Source organism: Plantibacter flavus, from assembly GCF_051487245.1.
In the GTDB taxonomy this organism is placed as follows: domain Bacteria; phylum Actinomycetota; class Actinomycetes; order Actinomycetales; family Microbacteriaceae; genus Plantibacter; species Plantibacter flavus_B.
Genome location: NZ_JAHVDH010000002.1, coordinates 351280 through 371414, shown reverse-complemented (window position 1 = coordinate 371414; position 20135 = coordinate 351280). Strand labels below are relative to the sequence as shown.

Below are 20135 nucleotides of genomic sequence, written 5' to 3'. Positions count from 1 at the left end.
ACCGTCATCGAACGCTGCTCCGGAGCGCCTCTGACGGGTGTCGGTAGCTCGGGGGACACCGTCCCCCGAGCTACCGACACAGGTCCTCCACGAGGGGGACGAGCGCGGTGTTGCCGGATTGTTTCCGGCAGATCACACGTCATTGCCCCCTGTTCGGGGGTGTGTGAAGAATGAGCCAGCGAACGCACCTGCTACCTCCGTTCCCAACGACGTGGACGTCCAAGACCGACCTCGCATCCACGAAGGGACTGGCCAGTGTTCATCTTCATCCTGCAGATCAGGCATATGCTCGGAGGCCATCCGGAGCTGTACATGTTCGCGATCTACTCGGCGCTCATCTGGGTCCTGTGGATCCTCAAAGTCGTCCTGTCGGCACGCTACAAGCCCTACACCGACACCCCGACGGTCACGACGAGCGTCGTCGTGCCCGTGGTCGACGAGCCACTCGACCTCTTCCGTGACGTGCTCCAGCGCATGGTCGAGCAGCGACCCGATGAGATCATCGTCGTCATCAACGGCGCACCCAACCACGCGCTCGAGGGGGTGTGCGAGGAGTTCGCGCCGGCCGTCCGATGGGTGCACACGCCCATTCCGGGCAAGCGCAACGCGGTCATGATCGGCACGGAGCTCTCCACCGGCGACATCACGGTGCTCGTCGACTCGGACACCGTCTGGACCGAGAACACCCTCAGCGAGCTCGTCAAGCCGTTCGCGGACGCACGGGTCGGTGGCGTCACGACCCGCCAGCGCATCCTCGAGCCGGAACGCAGCTGGATCACGCGGTGGGCGGACTGGCTGGAGAACTCGAGGGCGCTGTACTCGATGCCGGCCCAGAGCGTGCTCGGACAGATCGGTTGCCTGCCCGGCCGCACCATCGCGTTCCGGCGGAGCATCCTCGAGAAGGTCATGGACAAGTTCATGACCGAGCGCTTCATGGGTGTGTTCCTCGAGGTCTCGGACGACCGCACCCTCACGAACCTCACCCTCAAGGAGGGATACCGCACCGTCTACCAGTACACGAGCCTCGTGTACACCGATGCGCCGCTCCAGGTGAAGAAGCTCTTCAAGCAGCAGCTGCGCTGGGCTCGGGGGAGCCAGTACAACACCCTCCGCATGCTGCCGTGGATGCTCGGACATGCACCCGTTCTCGCGTTCTTCTTCGTGATGGACATCATTCTGCCGTTCCTCCTGGCGGGCGTGATCGGCGGCTGGGTGTACCGGGCGCTCACCGGTCAGGGCTACAACCTGTACGAGGGCTTCCTTGCGCAATACGGCATCCAGGTCGGGCTCGCGTTCGTCCTCGGGCTCATGGTCCTCTCCTCGGTGATCAGCATGGCGATCCGACAGATGCGTCACCTGTCGGAGAAGCCCACCGACTTCCTCCGACTTCCCGCGTTCATCATCGTGTCGACCTTCTTCCTCATGCCGATCCGGCTCATCGGCTTCTTCCGGATGGGCCACGCGAGCGGCTGGGGGACACGGGCCGGGGCGTACGCCGGAGGGGCTCAGGACGACGAACTCGCGCTCGAGGCGTCACAGCCTGGCCCGACCCCTCGGATCGTCCAGGCCGCCGACGCCGCCGGAGGACCCGACGGTGACCTGGAAGTGATCACATCGATGTTCGACTCCGAGTCCGGGGGCGCGTCGACCGGAGCCGGCGGGACCGCGGTGCTGGAGCGCACCGAGATCGCGGCGACGACCCGCCGCGCTGCCGCACGACGCGAACCGCGCCGAGCGCAGCGTCGTCGGTTGAACCCCAAGGCCGCCTGGCCGTACGTCATCGGTATCGCGATCTTCGCAGTGGAGGCGATGTTCATTGTCTAGTCAATTCAACAACTGGTGGGCGAGTAGCAAGCGGAACTCGCGGGCCACCTTCGCCGCTGCCGCCGTCCTCGCCAGCACCCTCGTCGTCATCACGGGGATCGTGTGGGTGTCGCCGGAGAAGGTCGAACAGGCTCTCTCCGACACCGCTGCCAGCGCCATCAAGACGATCAACCCGCTCGTGGAGGAGAACGAGGACTTGGCGAAGCAGGTCGCGGAGCTCGAAACCACCCTCGCCGGCCAGAAGACGACGCTCTCGCAGGAGCGAACGTCCTACACGCAGCAGCTCGCCGCACAGGCGAAGCAACTCGCAACGGCCCAGCAGCAGGTGGCAGCGGCGGAGCGCGCATTGGCCGAGGCGAAGCGTGCCACACCGAGTACACCAGGCGGTGGTGGTTCCGATGGCGGCGGTGCGGGCGGTTCGGGCGCTGGCGGTGGTGGGGGTTCCGGGGACGGCGGACAGACGACCACGCCCGTCACGGCGCCGAGCGTGTCCGAGCTCGTCTCGCCGAGCTCACGATACTTCGGCATGTACACCGAACAGGCGCCGTTCAGTTGGGCCTCGCTCGACAACACTGCGGCCAAACTCGGTGTCACCCCCGGACTCGTCGGCTACTTCCAGGGCTGGGACCAGGCGTTCCGGGGCGACGCGGTCACTCGGGCCTGGGCTCGCGGCATGCTGCCCATGGTGACCTGGGAGTCACGACCCATCACTTCGGGCAACGACGTGGTGAACGAGCCCGAGTACACGCTCCCGAAGATCCTCGGAGACGCGGCGACCGGCGTGCCGGGCGCGTACGACGAGTACATCCGCCAGTACGCGAAGGACATCGTCGCCACCGGACTCCCGCTCGCCCTGCGGTTCAACCACGAGATGAACGGCATCTGGTACCCGTGGGCGGAGATGGACGGTCAGGGCAAGCCGATCAACGGGAACCGCCCGGGTGACTACGTGAAGGTGTGGCAGCACGTGCACGACATCTTCGAGCAAGAGGGTGCGAACGCCCTCGTCATGTGGGTGTGGGCACCGAACATCATCAACAACCTGCCGAAGCACCACCAGACGCCCGAGTACCTCGCGAGCCTCTACCCGGGTGACGACTACGTCGACTGGATAGGACTCTCCGGCTATCTGCGTCCCGCCTACAAGCCGGACAACGACTTCACCTTCGGGTACACGTTCGACCGTTCGCTCGACGCGCTGCGGGCGCTCACGACCAAGCCGATCATCCTCGCGGAGGTGGGCGCTTCGGAGACCGGTGGGCACAAGGCGGCCTGGCTCGCATCGATGTTCGAGGCGCTCAGCCAACCGAAGAACGCGGATGTGATCGGGCTCGTCTGGTTCAGCCTCGCGATCACCACCTACGTCGAGGGCGAGCGGACGACCAATGACTGGAGGATCGACTCCAGAGCCGACAGTCTCGCGGCGTTCATCACCGGACTCACGAGACCGGAGGCGAACTTCACCCTCATCCCGACCTGATCCGGCCCGGTGGGCGGAGCGCACCCGCTTCGCCCACCGGGCATCCCTTCCGTACGGCCCATCCAGCAGCAAGGAGCACCTCATGGACAAGAAGCAGAGCACCAGCGGCAACGAGATCAAGGCCCGTGCCCAGAACCGACCGAGGATCAGCGTCATCGGCACCGGATACCTCGGCGCGACGCACGCCGCCGCCATGGCGGAGATGGGGTTCGAGGTGATCGGGGTCGACACCGATCCGGCAAAGGTCGCCGCCTTGAGCGAGGGGCGGGTGCCGTTCTTCGAACCGGGCCTCCCCGAACTCATCCTCAAGCACGTGTCATCCGGGCGCCTCCGGTTCACCACCGACCTGGCGGAGGCGACGGCGATCTCCGACGTGCACTTCATCTGCGTCGGGACGCCGCAGCAGAAGGCGAGTTTCGCAGCGAACCTGAGTTACGTGGAGGCCGCGACCAGTGCTGTGGCGAGCAACCTGACGCATGACGGTGTCATCGTCGGCAAGTCGACGGTTCCCGTGGGCACGGCGGCACGTCTCCGGAGCCTGATCGCCGACCTCGTGCCCGACGGCATCGACGTCGAACTCGTCTGGAACCCCGAGTTCCTCCGGGAGGGCAAAGCCGTCGACGACACCCTCCGGCCCGACCGGATCGTGTTCGGCGGGACGAGCCCGCGCTCCGAGGCCGTCCTCCGCGCCGTCTACGAGCTGCCGATCCAGAACGGCACGCCTGTCCTGGTCTGCGACCTCCCGACAGCGGAACTGGTGAAGGTGAGCGCGAACGCCTTCCTCGCGACGAAGATCTCGTTCATCAACGCGATCGCCGAGGTGTGCGAGGCGGCCGGTGCGGATGTCTCGCAGCTTGCCGACGCCCTCGGCCACGACGTGCGCATCGGTCGACAGTTCCTGAACGCCGGCCTCGGGTTCGGCGGCGGCTGTCTGCCGAAGGACATCCGGGCACTCATGCACCGGTCGAGCGAGCTGGGCGCCTACGCGGCCGCAGGTCTCCTGCAACAGGTCGATGAGATCAACATGGGGCAGCGCCAGCGGGTGATCGACCGCACCATCGAGGCGTGCGGTGGCACGGTCCTCAACCGGCGCATCGGAGTCCTCGGCGCGGCCTTCAAGCCCGACACCGATGACGTCCGCGACTCGCCAGCGCTGAACGTCGCCGCAGCGCTGCACCTGCGCGGGGCCCACGTCGTGGTGTACGACCCCGAGGCGGGGGAGACGGCTCGAGCCATGTTCCCGACCCTCACCTACGCCGACGGCGTCGAATCGGCGGTGTCCGGTGCCGATGCGGTGCTCGTCCTCACGGAGTGGCCGGAGTTCCAGCGGCAGAGCCCCGCTGCACTCGGTGAGCTCGTGACGAGTCGCGTGATCGTCGACGCCCGCAACTGCCTCGACCCGGCCGCATGGTCGGCTGCCGGCTGGTCGTACACCGGTCTCGGGCAAGCGGCCCCGCCGGCAGCCGTCGCACAGGCAGCCCGCCTGCTCGCGGCGCGTCAAGCGGAACTCATCACACGCTGAGTCGCCACGTCTGCGGTAACGCGGAACCGCCCGCCATCCTGAGGGGATGACGGGCGGTTCCGTGTTGCCGTGGACGAATCAGACGCCGTAGTACAGCTCGAACTCGAACGGGTGCGGACGCTGGGCCAGCGGCTTGATCTCGTTCTCGCGCTTGTACTGGATCCAGGTCTCGATGAGCTCCGGCGTGAACACGTTGCCGGCGAGGAGGAACTCGTGGTCCGCCTCGAGCGCCTCGAGCGCTGCGCCGAGCGAAGCCGGCACCTGGGGGATGTTCTTGGCCTCTTCGGGCGGCAGCTCGTAGAGGTCCTTGTCGACGGGCTCGTGCGGCTCGATGCGGTTCTTGATGCCGTCGAGGCCAGCCATGAGCTGAGCGGCGAACGCCAGGTACGGGTTGCCGGAGGCGTCGGGCGCGCGGAACTCGATGCGCTTGGCCTTCGGGTTCGTGCCCGTGATCGGGATACGGATCGAGGCGGAACGGTTACCGGCCGAGTAGACCAGGTTGACCGGAGCCTCGAAGCCGGGGACGAGGCGGTGGTAGGAGTTCACCGTCGGGTTCGTGAAGGCGAGCACCGCGGGGGCGTGCTTCAGGAGACCACCGATGTACCAGCGCGCGAGGTCGGAGAGACCGCCGTAGCCGTTCTCGTCGTAGAAGAGCGGCTTGCCCTCGCTCCAGAGCGACTGGTGGGTGTGCATGCCCGAGCCGTTGTCGCCGAAGAGCGGCTTCGGCATGAACGTGGCGGTCTTGCCCCACTGCTCGGCCGTGTTCTTCACGATGTACTTGAACTTCAGGATGTCGTCGGCAGCGGCGACCATCGTGTCGAAGCGGTAGTTGATCTCGGCCTGGCCGCCGGTACCCACCTCGTGGTGAGCGCGCTCGAGGATGAGGCCGGCGTCGATCAGCTTGAGGCTGATGTCGTCGCGGAGGTCGGCCTGCTTGTCGACAGGGCTGACGGGGAAGTAGCCACCCTTGTACGGGGTCTTGTTGGCGAGGTTTCCGCCCTCTTCCGCACGACCGGTGTTCCAGGCGCCCTCTTCGGAGTCGACCGAGTAGAAGCTCGAGTGCTGGTTGACCTCGTAGCGCACGTCGTCGAAGATGTAGAACTCCGCCTCCGGGGCGAAGAACGCGGTGTCTGCGATGCCGGTGGAGGCGAGGTACTTCTCGGCCTTCTTCGCGACCTGACGCGGGTCCTTCGAGTAGATCTCGCCGTTGCGCGGGTTGTAGATGTCGAAGACCATGATGAGCGTGCGCTCGGCGCGGAAGGCGTCGATGTACGCGGTGGAGACATCCGGGATGAGCTGCATGTCCGACTCGTGGATGTTGGCGAAGCCACGGATGGACGAGCCATCGAAGAGCTGGCCGACGGTGAAGAACTCCTCGTCGACGGTGCTGGCCGGGATGTTGAAGTGCTGCTGCACGCCGGGGAGGTCGGTGAAGCGGATGTCAAGGAACTTGACATCGGTGTCCTTGATGAACTTGAGCACTTCGGAAGAATCACTGAACATGTGAATGGCTCCAAATGGGGTTGGTACAGGGAGGCTGCACAGCGCAGCCACCTGTGAGACTACGGGGAGGGGGTTACCCCGCTATGACACCCATGTTTCGTGGATGTTACGAGAATCCCCGCCCGAATAGAATGGCACAGTGCCACAGACCCCGCAGAATCCCCGCACCTTCGGAGAGCTTCCTCCCAGTACCTTCCCCGGCGAACGCCTCGGACTCCCGGTGAGCGGACCGCGGTCGGTCGCCCGCGTCGGGCGCAGGATCGCCGCCCTGGTCATCGACTGGGCCCTCGCGGTCGTGCTGAGCGTCGCGTTCTTCTCGTACGACGCCACGGCGACCCTCGTGATCTTCGCCGTCATGCAGCTCGTGTTCATCCCGACCATCGGCGGCAGCATCGGCCACCGACTGTGCGGCATGCGCCTCATGCCGCTCACGGGCGGCTGGGTCGGGATCTGGCGTCCGGCGGTGCGGACGGTGCTCCTCTGCGTCGTGGTCCCGGCCCTCGTCTGGGATTCCGACCAGCGCGGCTTCCACGACAAGGTCGCGGGGACGGTGCTCCTGCGCGTCCGCTGACGCCCGCGCTGCACGCGAAGAACGGCCGCCCTCTCGATCGAGGGCGGCCGTTCGCGTCGGCAGGTGTCCCGCCGGGTTCAGCTGATTCGGGTGCTCAGCGCACGCGCTGCGGGCGAACCTTCATCGGGTCGACGCCCTTGGGGATGGGCAGCTGCGTGCCGAACGACGAGAGGCGGTTGCTGACGGCGAGGACCTCGGGGTTCGTCAGGGACTTCTTGACCTTCTTGAGGGCGCCGGACAGCTGGCGCAGCGGCACCGAGTCCGCGTCGGGTCCGACGTGGAAGACCGTGACGGGGACGTTCGGCAGGATGCGGGTGACCTTGCGCCTCTCATCCTCGAGGAGACGGGCGGTGCGCGAGCGCGGTCCCTCGGCGATGAGGGCGACGCCGCCACGGCCGACGGCGCGGTAGATCGCGTCCTGCGTCTTCGGGTTCACCGCGACGGGCATCTCGCTCGTCTGCCACGACCGCGGGGCCGCGCGGAGCACCTGACCGACGGCGCCCGGGCGTCCTTCGATCTGCGTGTAGACGACCTTGTCGGCACGACGCGTGAGGATGAACAGCGCAGCGAGGATGCCCGCGAGCACCCCGGCGATGATCCACATGACGAGCGCGAAGATGTTCCCGGCCGAGAACAGCAGCGCGACGGCGACGCCGATCAGCACGGGCAGCAGGAAGCCTCCGAGCATCAACCACTGCGCTGACTTGTCGTGACGACGCGTGAGCTGCAACACCTGCCAGAGCTGCTTGAGTCGCCCTGGTTCCTTCTGCGCCGCCGGGGGCGCGTCCTTCTGAGCCATGGTCCAAGGATAGCTGGTGCTGGAGGATGTCGATGCGGCGATGTCCTCCACAGGGGCGATGCCTCCCCGAGTTGTCCACGGCAGCCTGATCCGGGCGCCGCGCGGGTGCCTGACGCATGAGGATCGAGACATGGAAGCCGTGCTCGACCCCTGTGATCCTCTGGCCCGCGTGGCAGGCCGCCGCCTCGTTCGTCGCCTGGGGAGTGGCCATCGTTGGACGGCCTTCAGCACCGTGCTCGTCGATGACGATGCACCTTCGCTCGGCGCGCACCCGGCGCGCCCGACGTTGGCGAGCGATGCGGTGCTGTTGCGGGCGACGGCGGATGCGGCCGAGCGTGGCCTCTGGCGACGAGCCGCGATCCTGTCGCGGCTCGAGCACCCCCACGTCCTCCGTCTGCTCGACGTGGCCGAGGACGTCCACGGCATGCCGTGCCTGCTCGTCGAACGATTGAGCGGCGGAACCCTCGCCGACCTCCTCCGCCGGCGCGAGACACTTGCCCCGGGCGAAGCCGTCACGATCCTCGCCCCGATCGCCGAGGCGGTGCAGGCGGCGCATCTCGCCGGTGTCCGCCACGGGTCGATCTCACCGAAGACCATCGTCTTCGCGTCTGACGGTCGGCCCGTGCTCGCCGGTTGGTCGGACGCCACCCACGTCGGCGACGGAGGCGGCGTTCGCGCGGCAATACCGAACACGGCCTCGGGGGAGTCGTTCCTGGCGGATTGGGAAGCCTTGGCGGCGGTGGCCGACGCGGTGTTCCAGGCGACGCCTCACGGCCCGACGCCATCCTTCACCACCTGGGTCGCCCACCTGGGGAGTGGGGCAGTGGAGCACGAGCTGGCGAACCGCTTCCAGCAGCGGCTCCACGCACGTGCGCGGCCGTTGCCGGTCCTGCTCGGACCCGTCGACGACCGCCAGCTGCGGAGCACGGTGGCGGTCCGTTCCGTGCTCGACGCGATGAGTGAAGCGGCGCCGGGTTCCGAAGTGCCGACGACACGGCGCGCCGCACGCGACGGCCATCGACGCCATCGTGCGCCCGGCGGCGCAACCGGGCCGACCACCGTCGTGCTCTCGCGAGCGTGGAGCACGCTCACCCGCCGGGGTCGCGCTGGTGGCGGGACCACCGAGGGCCAGGGTGCTGGTGGCATGCGCGCCAAAGGTTCCGGGCGCGCGCGACCGTCGCGCCGGCGACTCGCGATCGGAGCTGTTGCTGCGGCGGGGGCACTCGCCACGACAGTGACCGTGCTGCTGCCACCAGGCGACGAAGCAGTGGATTCGCAACCGGCGGGCTTCGCCGAGTCCAGCGTCGAGGCACCGGTGGAGCAGCCCGTCGAGACGACCGTCGCACCGTCTGCCGGCACAGGGGGGCCAGGGCCCGATGCGGGCGACGACGACCCGTTGACGGGGCCGGACCCGGTCCTGGCCGCGGCACGCCTGGTGACCCTTCGGAGTGACTGTTCTGCGACAGAGCCGACTCACGACTGCGTCCTCACGTACGCCGAAGCGTCGTCACCCTTTCACGAGTCAGAGCTCGTCGGCGGGTTGGTCGGTCACATCGAGGTCGACGGTCTGCAGCTCGTCGACCGTCAGGGTGATGCGGCGATCTTGAGAGGACTGGCGTCAGCTCCGGGCGCCCTCGTCGACGACGAACGCCAGCCCGTCACGCTCCTCGTGTTGAGGGGCGAGACGGGCTGGCGTCTGCGAGAGGTCTTCACGGCCGGTTGAGGCCGCGGTGACTGCCGAGCAGCGCTCGGCAGCGCGTCAGATTCCGAGTGATCCCCGGAAGTCGCCGGCCTCGAGGCGGTTCTTCACCTGGACGAGGAAGCGTGCCGCGTCCGCGCCGTCGATGATGCGGTGGTCGTAGCTGAGCGCCAGGTACACCGTGGAACGGATCGCGATGGCGTCTGCTCCGTCGACGGTCACGACCACCGGCTTCTTCGTCACGATGCCTGTGCCGAGGATGGCCGACTGCGGAAGGAACACGATCGGGGTGTCGAACAGTGCACCACGCGAGCCGGTGTTGGTCAGCGTGAACGTGCCGCCGGACAACTCGTCGGGCTGCAGCTTGTTGTCGCGAGTGCGCTGCGCCAGGTCGGCGATCTCCGCGCCGAGCTCGGCGATCGACTTGGAACCCGAGTTGCGGATGACCGGCGTGAGCAGGCCGCGCTCGGTGTCGACCGCGATCGCGAGGTTCTCGGTCTCCGGGTACACGATCTGGTCGCCGTCAACCGTGGCGTTGATGATCGGGTAGGTCTGGAGCGCCTCGCTCGCCGCGAGGGCGAAGAACGGCAGGAAGGACAGCTTGTTGCCGGTCTTCGCGAGGAACTCGTCCTTGACCGCCGTGCGGAGCGCGGCGACCTTGGTGACGTCGACCTCGACGACGCTCGTGAGCTGGGCGGTGCCCTGCATCGAGGCGACGGCGCGCTCGGCGACGACCTTGCGCAGACGCGACATGGCCTTGCTCGTGCCACGCAGCGCCGAGACCTCGACGGCCGGCGCAGCCGCAGCGGTCTCGCCGCTCGTCTGCGCCTGGAGGACGTCTTCCTTGCGGATACGACCGCCGACACCCGTGCCGGTGACCGTGGTCAGGTCGACACCGTGCTGGTTCGCCAGGCGGCGGACGAGCGGGGTGACGTACCCGGAGTTGACGACGCCGGCAGCCGGCTGAGCCGATGCGGCAGCGGGTGCCGGTGCAGCAGCAGCGGGTGCCGGAGCAGCAGCAGGTGCCGGAGCAGCAGCAGGTGCCGGAGCAGCAGCAGGTGCGGGAGCAGCAGCAGGTGCCGGTGCCGGCGCAGCAGCAGGCGCCGGAGTAGCAGCGGGTGCCGGTGCCGGAGCAGCGGCAGGCGCCGGAGCAGCGGCAGGCGCCGGAGCAGCGGCTGGTTCGGGCACGGGGGCGGGAGCCGGCTCGGGCTCGGCGGCGGGCGCGGGAGCCTCGGCTGCGGGCGCGGCGGCGGCAGAGCCGTCACCGATGGTGACGAGGGCGGTACCCACCTCGACCGTCTCGTCCTCCTGGACGAGGATCGCCTCGATGACACCGGCGATCGGCGAAGGGATCTCGGTGTCGACCTTGTCGGTCGACACTTCGAGCAGCGGCTCGTCGACCTCCACGGTGTCGCCGACATTCTTCAGCCAGCGGGTGACCGTACCCTCGGTGACACTCTCGCCGAGTGCCGGAAGGCTGACGGATTCGCTCATGACCTTGTCTCCTTTGAAACCTGTTGTGTGTTCACTAGCTTATTGGGGTGTTCCGGGCGCGTCACAGCGCGTGCAGGGGCTTGCCTGCAAGGGCGAGGAATGCTTCGCCGAGCGCTTCGTTCTGCGTGGGGTGCGCGTGGATGAGCGGTGCGATGTCCTCGGGGTAGGCCTCCCAGTTCACGGCGAGCTGGCCTTCGGCGATGAGTTCGCCGACGCGAGCGCCGATCATGTGGACACCGATGACCGGGCCGTCGTTGACACGGATGACCTTGACGTTGCCGCTCGTGCCGATGATCTCGCTCTTGCCGTTGCCGGCGAGGTTGAAGTCGTAGCTCGAGATGTTCTCGGCACCGTACTGCTCAGCGGCCTTCGCCTCGCTGAGACCGACGGACGCGATCTCGGGGTCGCAGTAGGTGACCTTCGGGATGTTGATGTCCTCGATGATGACGGGCTTCAGTCCTGCGATCTCCTCGGCGACGAAGATGCCCTGCTGGAAGCCGCGGTGCGCGAGCTGCAGGCCGGGGACGATGTCGCCGACGGCGTAGACGCCGGGGACGCTCGTCTCGAGGCGGTCGTTGGTGATGACGAAACCGCGGTCGATCGTGACGCCCACCTCTTCGAAGCCGAGTCCGGCCGTGGACGGGCCACGACCGACGGCGACGAGCAGCAGCTCCGCGTCGATGGCCTTGCCGTCCTCAAGCGTGATGTGCACACCTGACTCGTCCTGGGTCACGCCCTGGAAGCGGACGCCGAGCGAGTACTCGATACCGCGCTTGCGGAAGGCGCGCTCGAGGGCCTTGCTGATCGACTCGTCCTCGTTCGGGACGAGGTGCGGCAGTGCCTCGATGATGGTGACCTCGGTGCCGAAGGACTTCCAGACGCTCGCGAACTCGACGCCGATGACGCCGCCGCCGAGCACGGCGACCTTCTTGGGGATGAAGTCGAGCTGCAGTGCCTGCTCACTCGTGATGACCCGGCCACCGATCTCAAGCCCGGGAAGTGAGCGGCTGTAGGAGCCGGTCGCGAGGATCACGTTCTTGCCCGTGATGAGGTCGTCGCCGACCTGCACGCTCGTGGGGGAGACCAGACGGCCCTCGCCCTCGATCGTGGTGATGCCACGAGCCTTCACGAGGCCCTGCAGGCCCTTGTACTTCTTCGCGACGATGCCTTCGCGGTACGTGGTCACACCCTGGATGTCGACGCCCTCGAAGGTCGTCTTCACGCCGTACTTCTCGGACTCGCGCGAGACGTCCGCGACCTCGGCGGAGTGCAGCAGCGCCTTGGTCGGGATGCAGCCGCGGTGGAGGCAGGTGCCGCCGACCTTGTCCTTCTCGATCATGCCGACGGTGAGGCCGAGCTGCGAAGCACGCAGCGCTGCGGCGTATCCGCCGCTCCCGCCTCCCAGGACTACCAGGTCAAAATTCTGCTCGGACACTCCGTTGCTCCTTGTGTGTGCTTCGTGGGCGATCGGTAACCGTCGTGGTGTGGTCGGCGGTGTCGAGGCAGGTCGAGCTGCCCTCATCGACCTTACTACGCGCCACTAAATTCCTCGGCCATTGCGAGGAGGGTGCGGACGGCGACACCGGTCGGGCCCTTCGCGGTGAAGCCGTACGGGGCGTCGCCGTTCATGGCGCTGCCTGCGATGTCGAGGTGGGCCCAGGGGATGCGTCCCGCGTTCCCGTCCTCGTCGCGGCGTTCGGCGATGAACTCCTGGAGGAAGAGCCCGGCGACGAGCATGCCGCCCGCCGGACTGCCGGGCTTCGCGTTGGCGAGGTCGGCGACGTCGGAGTCGAGCACGCGCCGGAGTTCTGTCGGCAACGGCATCGGCCAGAACAGCTCGTCCGTCCCAGTACCTGTCGCGATGAGGTCGGTGACGAACGACGGGTCACCCATGACGCCCGTGTAGCGGTTGCCGAGGGCGACGACGGCGGCGCCCGTCAGCGTGGCGACGTCGATGATCGCGTCCGGCTCCTCCTCGCCTGCCGCGACGAGGCCGTCGGCGAGGACCAGGCGGCCCTCGGCATCGGTGTTGGTGACCTCGACCGTGCGTCCGCCGCGGATCGTCAGCACGTCGTTGGGGCGGGTGGCCGTGCCGGAGGGCATGTTCTCGGCGAGGCAGAGCCAGGCCGTGAGCCGCGTGGGTATGCGAAGTCTCGCCGCGGCGGCGACGACGGCGAGCACCGTGGCCGCACCGGTCATGTCGTACTTCATGCCGACCATCGAGGCCGGGGGCTTCAGCGAGAGGCCGCCGCTGTCGAAGGTGATGCCCTTGCCGACGAGCGCGAGGTGAGCGCTCGACTCGACCGGACGGTAGCTGAGCTTGACGAGCCGGGGCGGTCGCGACGAACCCTGCCCGACGCCGAGGATGCCGCCGAACCCGTCGGCGGCCAGCTGGGCCTCGTCCCACTCCTGCACCTCGACGTCGAGCCCGTCGACGGCCGCGCGGGCCGCGTCGGCGAACGTCGCGGGGTAGAGCTCGTTCGGCGGGGTGTTCACGAGGTCCTTGACGAGGGCGATCGCCTCGGCGACGGCTGCGGCGTGGGCGGCGAACGCCTCGGTCGCCTCGTCGTCCGGCGTGTGTTCGTCGGCGAGGGGGAGCACGACACGGACGCGGTCGGCGGGAGCGGGGGCCGGGGTCGACCCGGTGCCGCGCGAAGCGGTGTAGCGGTAGGCGCCGATGGCGGCACCCTCGAGGACCGCCTCGGCATGACCGGCCGTCTCCTCGGTGAGTGCGAACGCGATCGACGGCTGTCCGGTCACCGTGCGGGTCACGGCCCCGGCCGCGCGTCTGAAGGACGCCTCGTCGCTGTCGGAGCCGAGTCCGACGAGCACGAGGCCGCCTGCCGCGCCGACGTGGTCCGGCAGCCTGCGCACCTCGTCGGCTGCGCCCGTGACACCTGACGCGAGCAACTCCTCCGCGAGGCCTGAGTAGGCCGCCGGTGCGAGCAGTTCGGGCCCGTCCGTGCCTTTCCGGACGGCCAGGACGACCAGGTCGGTCTCGACCTCCTCGATGGCTGCGGACAGGACGGACAGATCAGGGATCGACATGCTTCCATCGTAGGCATCGACAGGAGACGACCGACTCCGGCCTCCCGGCTGTTCGCTCTCGGCGGCACGGTGGCGCTCCCAGGGGGAAGGCGCCCGGGGTGCCCACCTTTAGAGTTGAAGCATGCCTACCCCTGACGACCTCTACGAGGTGCACCCGGAGATCGACGTCCCCGCCGGCCTCCATCTGGTCGCGGGCCTCACCGGTTTCTCGGATGCCGGCGGTGCCGTCGGGCAACTGAACGATCACTTGAACGAGATGCTCGACACCACGGTCGTCGCCGAGTTCGACGCCGACATCCTGCTCGACTACCGAGCCCGACGTCCGATCATCTCCTTCGACCAGGACCACCTGACCGAGTACCGACCGCCGCGGCTCACACTGTCCCTCGCGCGGGACGAACTCGGTTCCCCCTTCCTGTTGCTCACGGGTTTCGAACCCGACTTCCTGTGGGGGCGCTTCGTCGCGGCGGTGCTCGACCTCGTGGAGCGCTTCCAGGTGAGCGACACCACGTGGGTCCATTCGATCCCCATGCCTGTCCCGCACACGAGGCCCATCGGGGTGACCGTGAGCGGGAACCGGTTCGACCTCATCGAATCGCTGTCCGTCTGGAGGCCGCACACCCAGGTCCCGTCCAACGTGCTCCATCTTCTGGAGTACCGCCTGTACGAGCGGGGTGACAGTGTCGCAGGGTTCGTCCTGCTCGTGCCGCACTACCTCGCCGACACAGAGTTCCCGTCGGCGGCGATCGCCTCGATCGAGAGCCTGAGTGCCGCGACAGGGCTGATCTTCCCCACCGACCGCCTCCGCGAGGAGGGCCGCGACTTCATCGGCAAGATCGACGAGCAGCTCGGGACGAACCACGAACTCGGCAAGCTCGTGTCGACGCTCGAAGAGCGATACGACGCCTACATGGCCGACAACACCCCCCGATCGCCACTCACCGACATCGACGGCGAGCTTCCGTCGGCCGACGAGATCGCCGCCGAGCTCGAGAAGTTCCTGGCCAGTCGACGGCACGGCGACGACGATCGTTCCAGCACCTAAACTGGTCCGGTGCAATCTCGACGCGTCTGGTGGGTCTTCGGCGTCGGAGTGTTCGCCTATCTGATCACGGTCATGCAGCGATCGACCCTCGGGGTCGCCGCAGTCGATGCGACCGAACGATTCCAGATCGACGCTGCCGCCCTGTCGACGCTCGCCGTCGCACAGTTGGTCGTGTACGCGGCCATGCAGGTACCCGTCGGCGTCCTGATCGACCGGCTCGGGCCCCGCATCCTGATCGCCGGTGGCCTCACGGTCGTCATGGGCGGACAGATCTGGCTCGGACTCACGACCGAACTCGGCGGAGCGATCGTCGGGCGCATGCTCGTCGGCCTCGGCGACGCAGCGGTCTTCACCTCGGTCCTCCGGCTCGTGAACTCCTGGTTCCCGACGAGGCGGGTCCCGATCGTCTCGCAATGGGTCGGCAACATCGGCCAGGTCGGACAGATCCTCTCGGCGGTGCCGTTCTCGTTCGTGCTGCACGCCTTCGGCTGGTCCCAGGCGTTCCTGAGCGCAGCCGGCCTCGTCCTCCTCGCACTCGTCGGCGTCCTCATCGTCGTGCGCGACCGCCCGGTCGGTTCTGAGGAACCTCCCCGTCCGGAGACCTGGGGACACGTGGTGCGCGAGGTCGCCGTGAGCCTGCGCCGTCCAGGAACTCGCCTCGGCTTCTGGTCGCACTTCGTCACGCAGTCCTCCGGCACGGTGCTGACCCTGCTCTGGGGCTTCCCGTTCATGGTCTACGCCCTCGGCTACTCGCAACCGCTGGCAGCCTCGCTCCTGATCGTCATCGTGGTGTCCGGCATGGTCTCCGGGCCGATCATCGGCATCCTGACGGCGCGTTTCCCGTACCGACGCAGCAACCTCGTCCTCCTGATCGTGACGGTCATGGGTGTTGCGTGGGCGGTCCTGCTGCTGTGGCCCGGTGTCCCGCCCATGTGGCTCGTCATCGCGCTCTTCGTCGTGGTCGGCGTCGGTGGTCCTGGCTCGCTCATCGGCTTCGACTTCGCCCGCACCTTCAACCCCATTCGTTCACTGGGCGGTGCGAACGGCATCGTGAACGTCGGCGGATTCCTCGCGAGCTTCGTGATCATGTTCCTGATCGGTGTGATCATCGACGCGGTCAGCGGTGGTTCCCGGGCTGTCTACTCGATGGACAGCTTCCGGATCGCGTTCTCCGTCCAGTACCTCGTCATCGGCTTCGGGGTGGCGATGCTGCTGCTCGCCCGTTCTCGCACGAGGAAGCGCTACGCGGAGGACGAGGGTATCGCGGTCGGCCCGCTGTGGATCGCCGTCCGTGCACGGCTCGGTCGACGTCGCTGAGCGTTCGCCTGGTCCGCTGTTCCAGGTCTTGACAAACGGCCTGTGGCTCTCCAGCCTTCCCGGCCGCGCTATAATGGAGACCGGACCCGTTCACCTCTTCGGAATGTCGACGACCCCCTGTGGGTTGTACAGCACCAAGACTTGACATGGGTCCTCGTAATGTCCGAAATCACGGACGATCCGGGGCTCACCGTTCCCGGGTCCGAACAGGAAGGTGCACCTTATGGCCACCAAGACCGCTCGCGCAGACGAAGCAGCGCCGGCAGACGAGGCCACGGAGGCTCCCGCAGCGAAGGCTCGGACCACCAAGGCCACCACGACCCGCGCGAAGGCCGCCCCGAAGGCGAAGGCGACCCGCGCGAAGGCCGGCACGAAGTCGAGCTCCACCCCGGATGAGGGCGAGGAGGACGACGACGAGCCCGTGGAGACGCCCACTGACGACACCGTCGCCGAGACTCCGGTCGAGGACGCCACGGAGACCACCGAGGAAGAGGACGACAAGTCCGTCCCAGAGATCACCCTCCCGACCGACGCCCTCGTGCTGTCCAACAGTGACGACGACGAGATCCCGGTCTACTCGGCTGCGATCACCGGTGCGACGGCAGACCCGGTCAAGGACTACCTGAAGCAGATCGGCAAGGTCGCCCTCCTGAACGCGGCCGAAGAGGTCGAGCTCGCGATGCGCATCGAGGCGGGTCTCTTCGCCGAGGACAAGCTGTCCGCACTCAGCGACCTCGAGAAGCGCTCGCAGGTCGGCCGCGAGCTCCAGTGGGTCGCGAAGGACGGTGCCCGGGCGAAGAGCCACCTGCTCGGGGCGAACCTCCGACTCGTCGTGAGCCTCGCGAAGCGCTACACGGGCCGAGGGATGCAGTTCCTCGATCTCATCCAGGAGGGCAACCTGGGCCTCATCCGTGCTGTCGAGAAGTTCGACTACACGAAGGGCTTCAAGTTCTCCACCTACGCCACCTGGTGGATCCGTCAGGCCATCACGCGTGCCATGGCGGACCAGGCCCGCACCATCCGCATCCCGGTGCACATGGTCGAGGTCATCAACAAGCTCGCTCGTGTGCAGCGACAGATGCTCCAGGACCTCGGTCGCGAACCGACGCCGGAAGAGCTGAGCCGCGAACTCGACATGACCCCGGAGAAGGTCATCGAGGTGCAGAAGTACGGTCGCGAGCCGATCTCCCTGCACACGCCGCTCGGTGAAGACGGCGACAGCGAGTTCGGTGACCTCATCGAGGACACCGAGGCTGTCGTCCCGGCGGACGCCGTGAGCTTCACGATGCTGCAGAAGCAGCTCGAGTCGCTGCTCGATTCGCTGTCCGAGCGCGAAGCCGGCGTCATCCGCATGCGTTTCGGTCTCGGCGACGGCATGCCGAAGACCCTCGACCAGATCGGCGACACCTTCGGCGTGACGCGCGAGCGGATCCGGCAGATCGAGTCGAAGACGATGGCGAAGCTCCGCCACCCGAGCCGATCCCAGTCGCTCCGCGACTACCTCGAGTAGGAGCATGCGCTACGCCCCGGCCATCCTCGCCGGTCGTTTCGTCCGTTTCCTCGCCCGGCTGCGCAAGCCGGGCGGGGGTTCGGCCGTCCCCGGCCTGGTCGTCAACCGCATCGCGCCCGGCTTCCTGCCTGACACGCTGAACGCCTTCCCGCGTGGCCTCGTGATCGTCAGCGGCTCGAGCGGCAAGTCGACGACCACGAAGATGCTCGTGGGCATCCTGCGTGCGCACGGCGTCTCGGTGTTCACCAACCCGTCGACCGCCAACATCTCGCAGGGACTCACTTCGGCCCTGCTCGAGCGGGCGGATCTGCGTGGTCGGATCGACGCCGACCTCGGTGTCCTGGAAATGGACGAGGGACACGGTGCGCTCATCGCGCCGCGCTTGACGCCCGCCCACGTCATCCTCACGAACGTGTCCGTCGACCAGATCGACCGGTTCCATGACGCGGCGATGGTGGAGCGGATGCTCGGCACCATCGCCGATCGCTCGACCGGTTCGCTCGTCCTGAACGGCGACGATGCACTGATCGACGCTCTGGCGCCGTCAAGCGCTGCGCTGCGCCGACGCTACGGCGTCTCGGCCGACGTGCTCTCCGCAAGCCCGCGCGGACTCGGATACAGCCGCACCGGCACCGCACGCGTCGACGCGGCAAACGGCACGGTGGTCGAACGTCTCGACGGCGCCGACGTCACGATCACGCATCACGGCGACCAGGCCACCTTCCGGCTGCCTGCACGCGGTGTGCACTACGCCGTCGACGCCGCAGCGGCGATCGCCGGCGCCGCGTCGATCCTGGGCCCGGAGTTCCGGCTCCCAGTGGCCGCCGAATCCTTCGCGGCCCTCACGCCGGTGTTCGGACGTGGCGAGGTGACGACGGTGCGTGGCCAGGAGGTCGAGTTCGTGCTCGTGCAGAACCCGGCGAGTTTCCAGCTGAACGTCGACAGCCTCGACGCCGACACCGAGCAGCTCCTCGTGGCCATCGGGAGCGACGTGCGCGACCCCTCCTACCTCTGGCCTGTCGACACCTCGCGCCTCGGGCGTGTGGCGATCGTCTCCGGATCGAAGGCGTGGGAGGCGGCGCTCCTGCTGGGGTACGACGGTGTCGAGGTCGACCGCGTCGAACCAGACCTCGCAACAGCCCTCGACGACTTCCTCGCGCTGCCGGCCCCGCAGAGCGGCCGCAAGACCGTCGTCTTCACGGCGGATTCGATGCGCCGTACGCGAGCACATCTCGGCCTCGCCACGAACGATCAGGACGCCTCATGACCATCGAGCCGACCCTCACCATCGCCGTCCTGCTGCCATCCCGCTGCAATGTGAACGGAGACGCGGAGAACGGTGCGGTGCTCGCGCGACGTGCGACGGCCCGCGGGCTCTCGGTCGACCTCGTGCTCGTCGACTCCGTCGACGCATTGCCGGAGACGGTCCACGCTGTCGTGCTCGGCTCCTGCGACGATCCGTCACTCCTCGACACCCTCGACGAACTGCGACCGTTCCACGACGCACTGGCCGCGTGGTTGCAGCGAGGGGTCCCGGTGCTCGCGGTCGCGAACGGCTGGAAACTCCTCGGCCGACGCTTCGAACTCGAGCCCGGGGAATGGATCGACGGGCTCTCGATCATCGAGGGGGACGCTCCGCTCCGCATGGCGCGGGCGAGTGACGACCTCGTGGTCGTGCCGACGCGCGGACTCGAGCTCGAGACGCCGCTCCTCGTCGGCTATGAGAACCACGCCCGCGACTTCCGACCCGGCACCGGCGTGCAGACGCTCGGCGTGACTCAGCACGGACGCGGCAACGGCGACGGTACTGAAGGCGCCCTCGTCGGGCCGTTCGTCGGCACGCACTTGCATGGTCCCGTCCTCGCGAAGAACCCCGAGCTCGCCGACCGCCTGCTGCTCCAGGCGATCCAACTCGCCGGCGGCACGATCATGCTCGACGAGGCCCCCGCGCTCCATCGCCTCGACGAGATCGCCGCGAACGCACGGGACGCCGTCCTCGCCTCGCTCGGCTGAGTGTCATCGCGCACGGCACACGACGACGGGCCCCGGATCGATGATCCGGGGCCCGTCGTGGAATCTCAGTGACTACGCGCGCTGCTCGTCGAAGAGACGGCTGGACTCGTCGTGCCAGTTGGTCGCGACCTGCGTCAGCTTCTCCTGGTACTTCTTGCCGTGGTGCGCGCAGAACAGCAGCTCGCCGCTGTTCATCTGCACTCGGATGTAGGCCTGGGCACCGCACAGATCGCAGCGATCGGCGGCCGTCAGTTGCTGGGCGTCGAGGTCACTGGGGGTGCTCTCGGTGGCAGTCTGTGACATGTGCTCC

The 20135-nt window shown here is 67.8% G+C and carries 16 protein-coding genes; 10 read left to right on the top strand and 6 right to left on the bottom strand.

The window, feature by feature from the left end; translation table 11 throughout:
* Positions 1–255 precede the first annotated feature (255 nt).
* From KXS11_RS05560 to KXS11_RS05550, 3 genes are all read left to right on the top strand, one after another.
* Positions 256–1824 carry a glycosyltransferase gene (locus tag KXS11_RS05560; RefSeq protein ID WP_437384558.1) on the top strand — a complete coding sequence of 523 codons (1569 nt, stop codon included), beginning with the start codon at positions 256–258 and terminating at the stop codon, positions 1822–1824.
* Positions 1817–3304 (top strand): glycoside hydrolase family 26 protein, encoded by a 1488-nt coding sequence (locus KXS11_RS05555; RefSeq protein ID WP_437384557.1) that lies wholly within the window; start codon positions 1817–1819, stop codon positions 3302–3304. The genes KXS11_RS05560 and KXS11_RS05555 overlap by 8 nt, the downstream gene beginning before the upstream one ends.
* Before the next feature lie 82 nt (positions 3305–3386).
* Positions 3387–4826 carry a UDP-glucose dehydrogenase family protein gene (locus KXS11_RS05550; RefSeq protein ID WP_437384556.1) on the top strand — a complete coding sequence of 480 codons (1440 nt, stop codon included), beginning with the start codon at positions 3387–3389 and terminating at the stop codon, positions 4824–4826.
* Positions 4827–4904: 78 nt separating this feature from the next.
* Here KXS11_RS05550 and glnA read toward each other — a convergent pair whose 3' ends face one another.
* Complete coding sequence (gene glnA / locus KXS11_RS05545) at positions 4905–6329, bottom strand: type I glutamate--ammonia ligase (protein WP_437384555.1); 1425 nt, start codon at positions 6327–6329, stop codon at positions 4905–4907.
* Positions 6330–6468: 139 nt separating this feature from the next.
* Between glnA and KXS11_RS05540 the strand changes: the two genes are divergently transcribed.
* Positions 6469–6900, top strand: a complete 432-nt coding sequence (locus KXS11_RS05540; protein ID WP_437384554.1) for an RDD family protein — start codon at positions 6469–6471, stop codon at positions 6898–6900.
* A gap of 94 nt (positions 6901–6994) precedes the next feature.
* Here KXS11_RS05540 and KXS11_RS05535 read toward each other — a convergent pair whose 3' ends face one another.
* Positions 6995–7699, bottom strand: a complete 705-nt coding sequence (locus tag KXS11_RS05535; protein ID WP_437384553.1) for a DUF4191 domain-containing protein — start codon at positions 7697–7699, stop codon at positions 6995–6997.
* A 130-nt stretch (positions 7700–7829) separates the two neighbouring features.
* Between KXS11_RS05535 and KXS11_RS05530 the strand changes: the two genes are divergently transcribed.
* Positions 7830–9422: a protein kinase domain-containing protein gene (locus KXS11_RS05530; RefSeq protein WP_437384552.1), complete on the top strand. Its 1593-nt coding sequence runs from the start codon at positions 7830–7832 to the stop codon at positions 9420–9422.
* A 36-nt stretch (positions 9423–9458) separates the two neighbouring features.
* Here KXS11_RS05530 and KXS11_RS05525 read toward each other — a convergent pair whose 3' ends face one another.
* From KXS11_RS05525 to KXS11_RS05515, 3 genes are all read right to left on the bottom strand, one after another.
* Positions 9459–10892, bottom strand: coding sequence for a 2-oxo acid dehydrogenase subunit E2 (locus tag KXS11_RS05525; RefSeq protein WP_437384551.1), 1434 nt, complete (start codon positions 10890–10892; stop codon positions 9459–9461).
* 61 nt (positions 10893–10953) lie between these two features.
* Positions 10954–12327 carry a dihydrolipoyl dehydrogenase gene (gene lpdA, locus KXS11_RS05520; RefSeq protein ID WP_437384550.1) on the bottom strand — a complete coding sequence of 458 codons (1374 nt, stop codon included), beginning with the start codon at positions 12325–12327 and terminating at the stop codon, positions 10954–10956.
* 95 nt (positions 12328–12422) lie between these two features.
* A complete protein-coding gene (locus KXS11_RS05515) occupies positions 12423–13940 on the bottom strand; it encodes a leucyl aminopeptidase (protein ID WP_437384549.1) in 1518 nt (505 codons plus the stop codon).
* A 121-nt stretch (positions 13941–14061) separates the two neighbouring features.
* On the opposite strand from KXS11_RS05515, the gene KXS11_RS05510 reads away from it, so the two are divergent.
* The 5 genes from KXS11_RS05510 (at position 14062) to KXS11_RS05490 (ending at position 19825) form a co-directional block, all read left to right on the top strand.
* On the top strand, positions 14062–14985 hold the full coding sequence (locus tag KXS11_RS05510) for a proteasome assembly chaperone family protein (protein ID WP_437384548.1): 924 nt from the start codon (positions 14062–14064) through the stop codon (positions 14983–14985).
* A gap of 9 nt (positions 14986–14994) precedes the next feature.
* Positions 14995–16302 (top strand): MFS transporter, encoded by a 1308-nt coding sequence (locus KXS11_RS05505; protein WP_437384547.1) that lies wholly within the window; start codon positions 14995–14997, stop codon positions 16300–16302.
* 223 nt (positions 16303–16525) lie between these two features.
* Positions 16526–17812, top strand: coding sequence for an RNA polymerase sigma factor (locus KXS11_RS05500; protein WP_437384546.1), 1287 nt, complete (start codon positions 16526–16528; stop codon positions 17810–17812).
* 4 nt (positions 17813–17816) lie between these two features.
* Positions 17817–19079, top strand: a complete 1263-nt coding sequence (locus tag KXS11_RS05495; protein WP_437384545.1) for a MurT ligase domain-containing protein — start codon at positions 17817–17819, stop codon at positions 19077–19079.
* Positions 19076–19825, top strand: a complete 750-nt coding sequence (locus KXS11_RS05490; RefSeq protein ID WP_437384544.1) for a hypothetical protein — start codon at positions 19076–19078, stop codon at positions 19823–19825. The genes KXS11_RS05495 and KXS11_RS05490 overlap by 4 nt, the downstream gene beginning before the upstream one ends.
* Positions 19826–19897: 72 nt before the next feature.
* Here KXS11_RS05490 and KXS11_RS05485 read toward each other — a convergent pair whose 3' ends face one another.
* Positions 19898–20128: a DUF7455 domain-containing protein gene (locus KXS11_RS05485; protein ID WP_437384543.1), complete on the bottom strand. Its 231-nt coding sequence runs from the start codon at positions 20126–20128 to the stop codon at positions 19898–19900.
* Between the last annotated feature and the right edge of the window lie 7 nt (positions 20129–20135).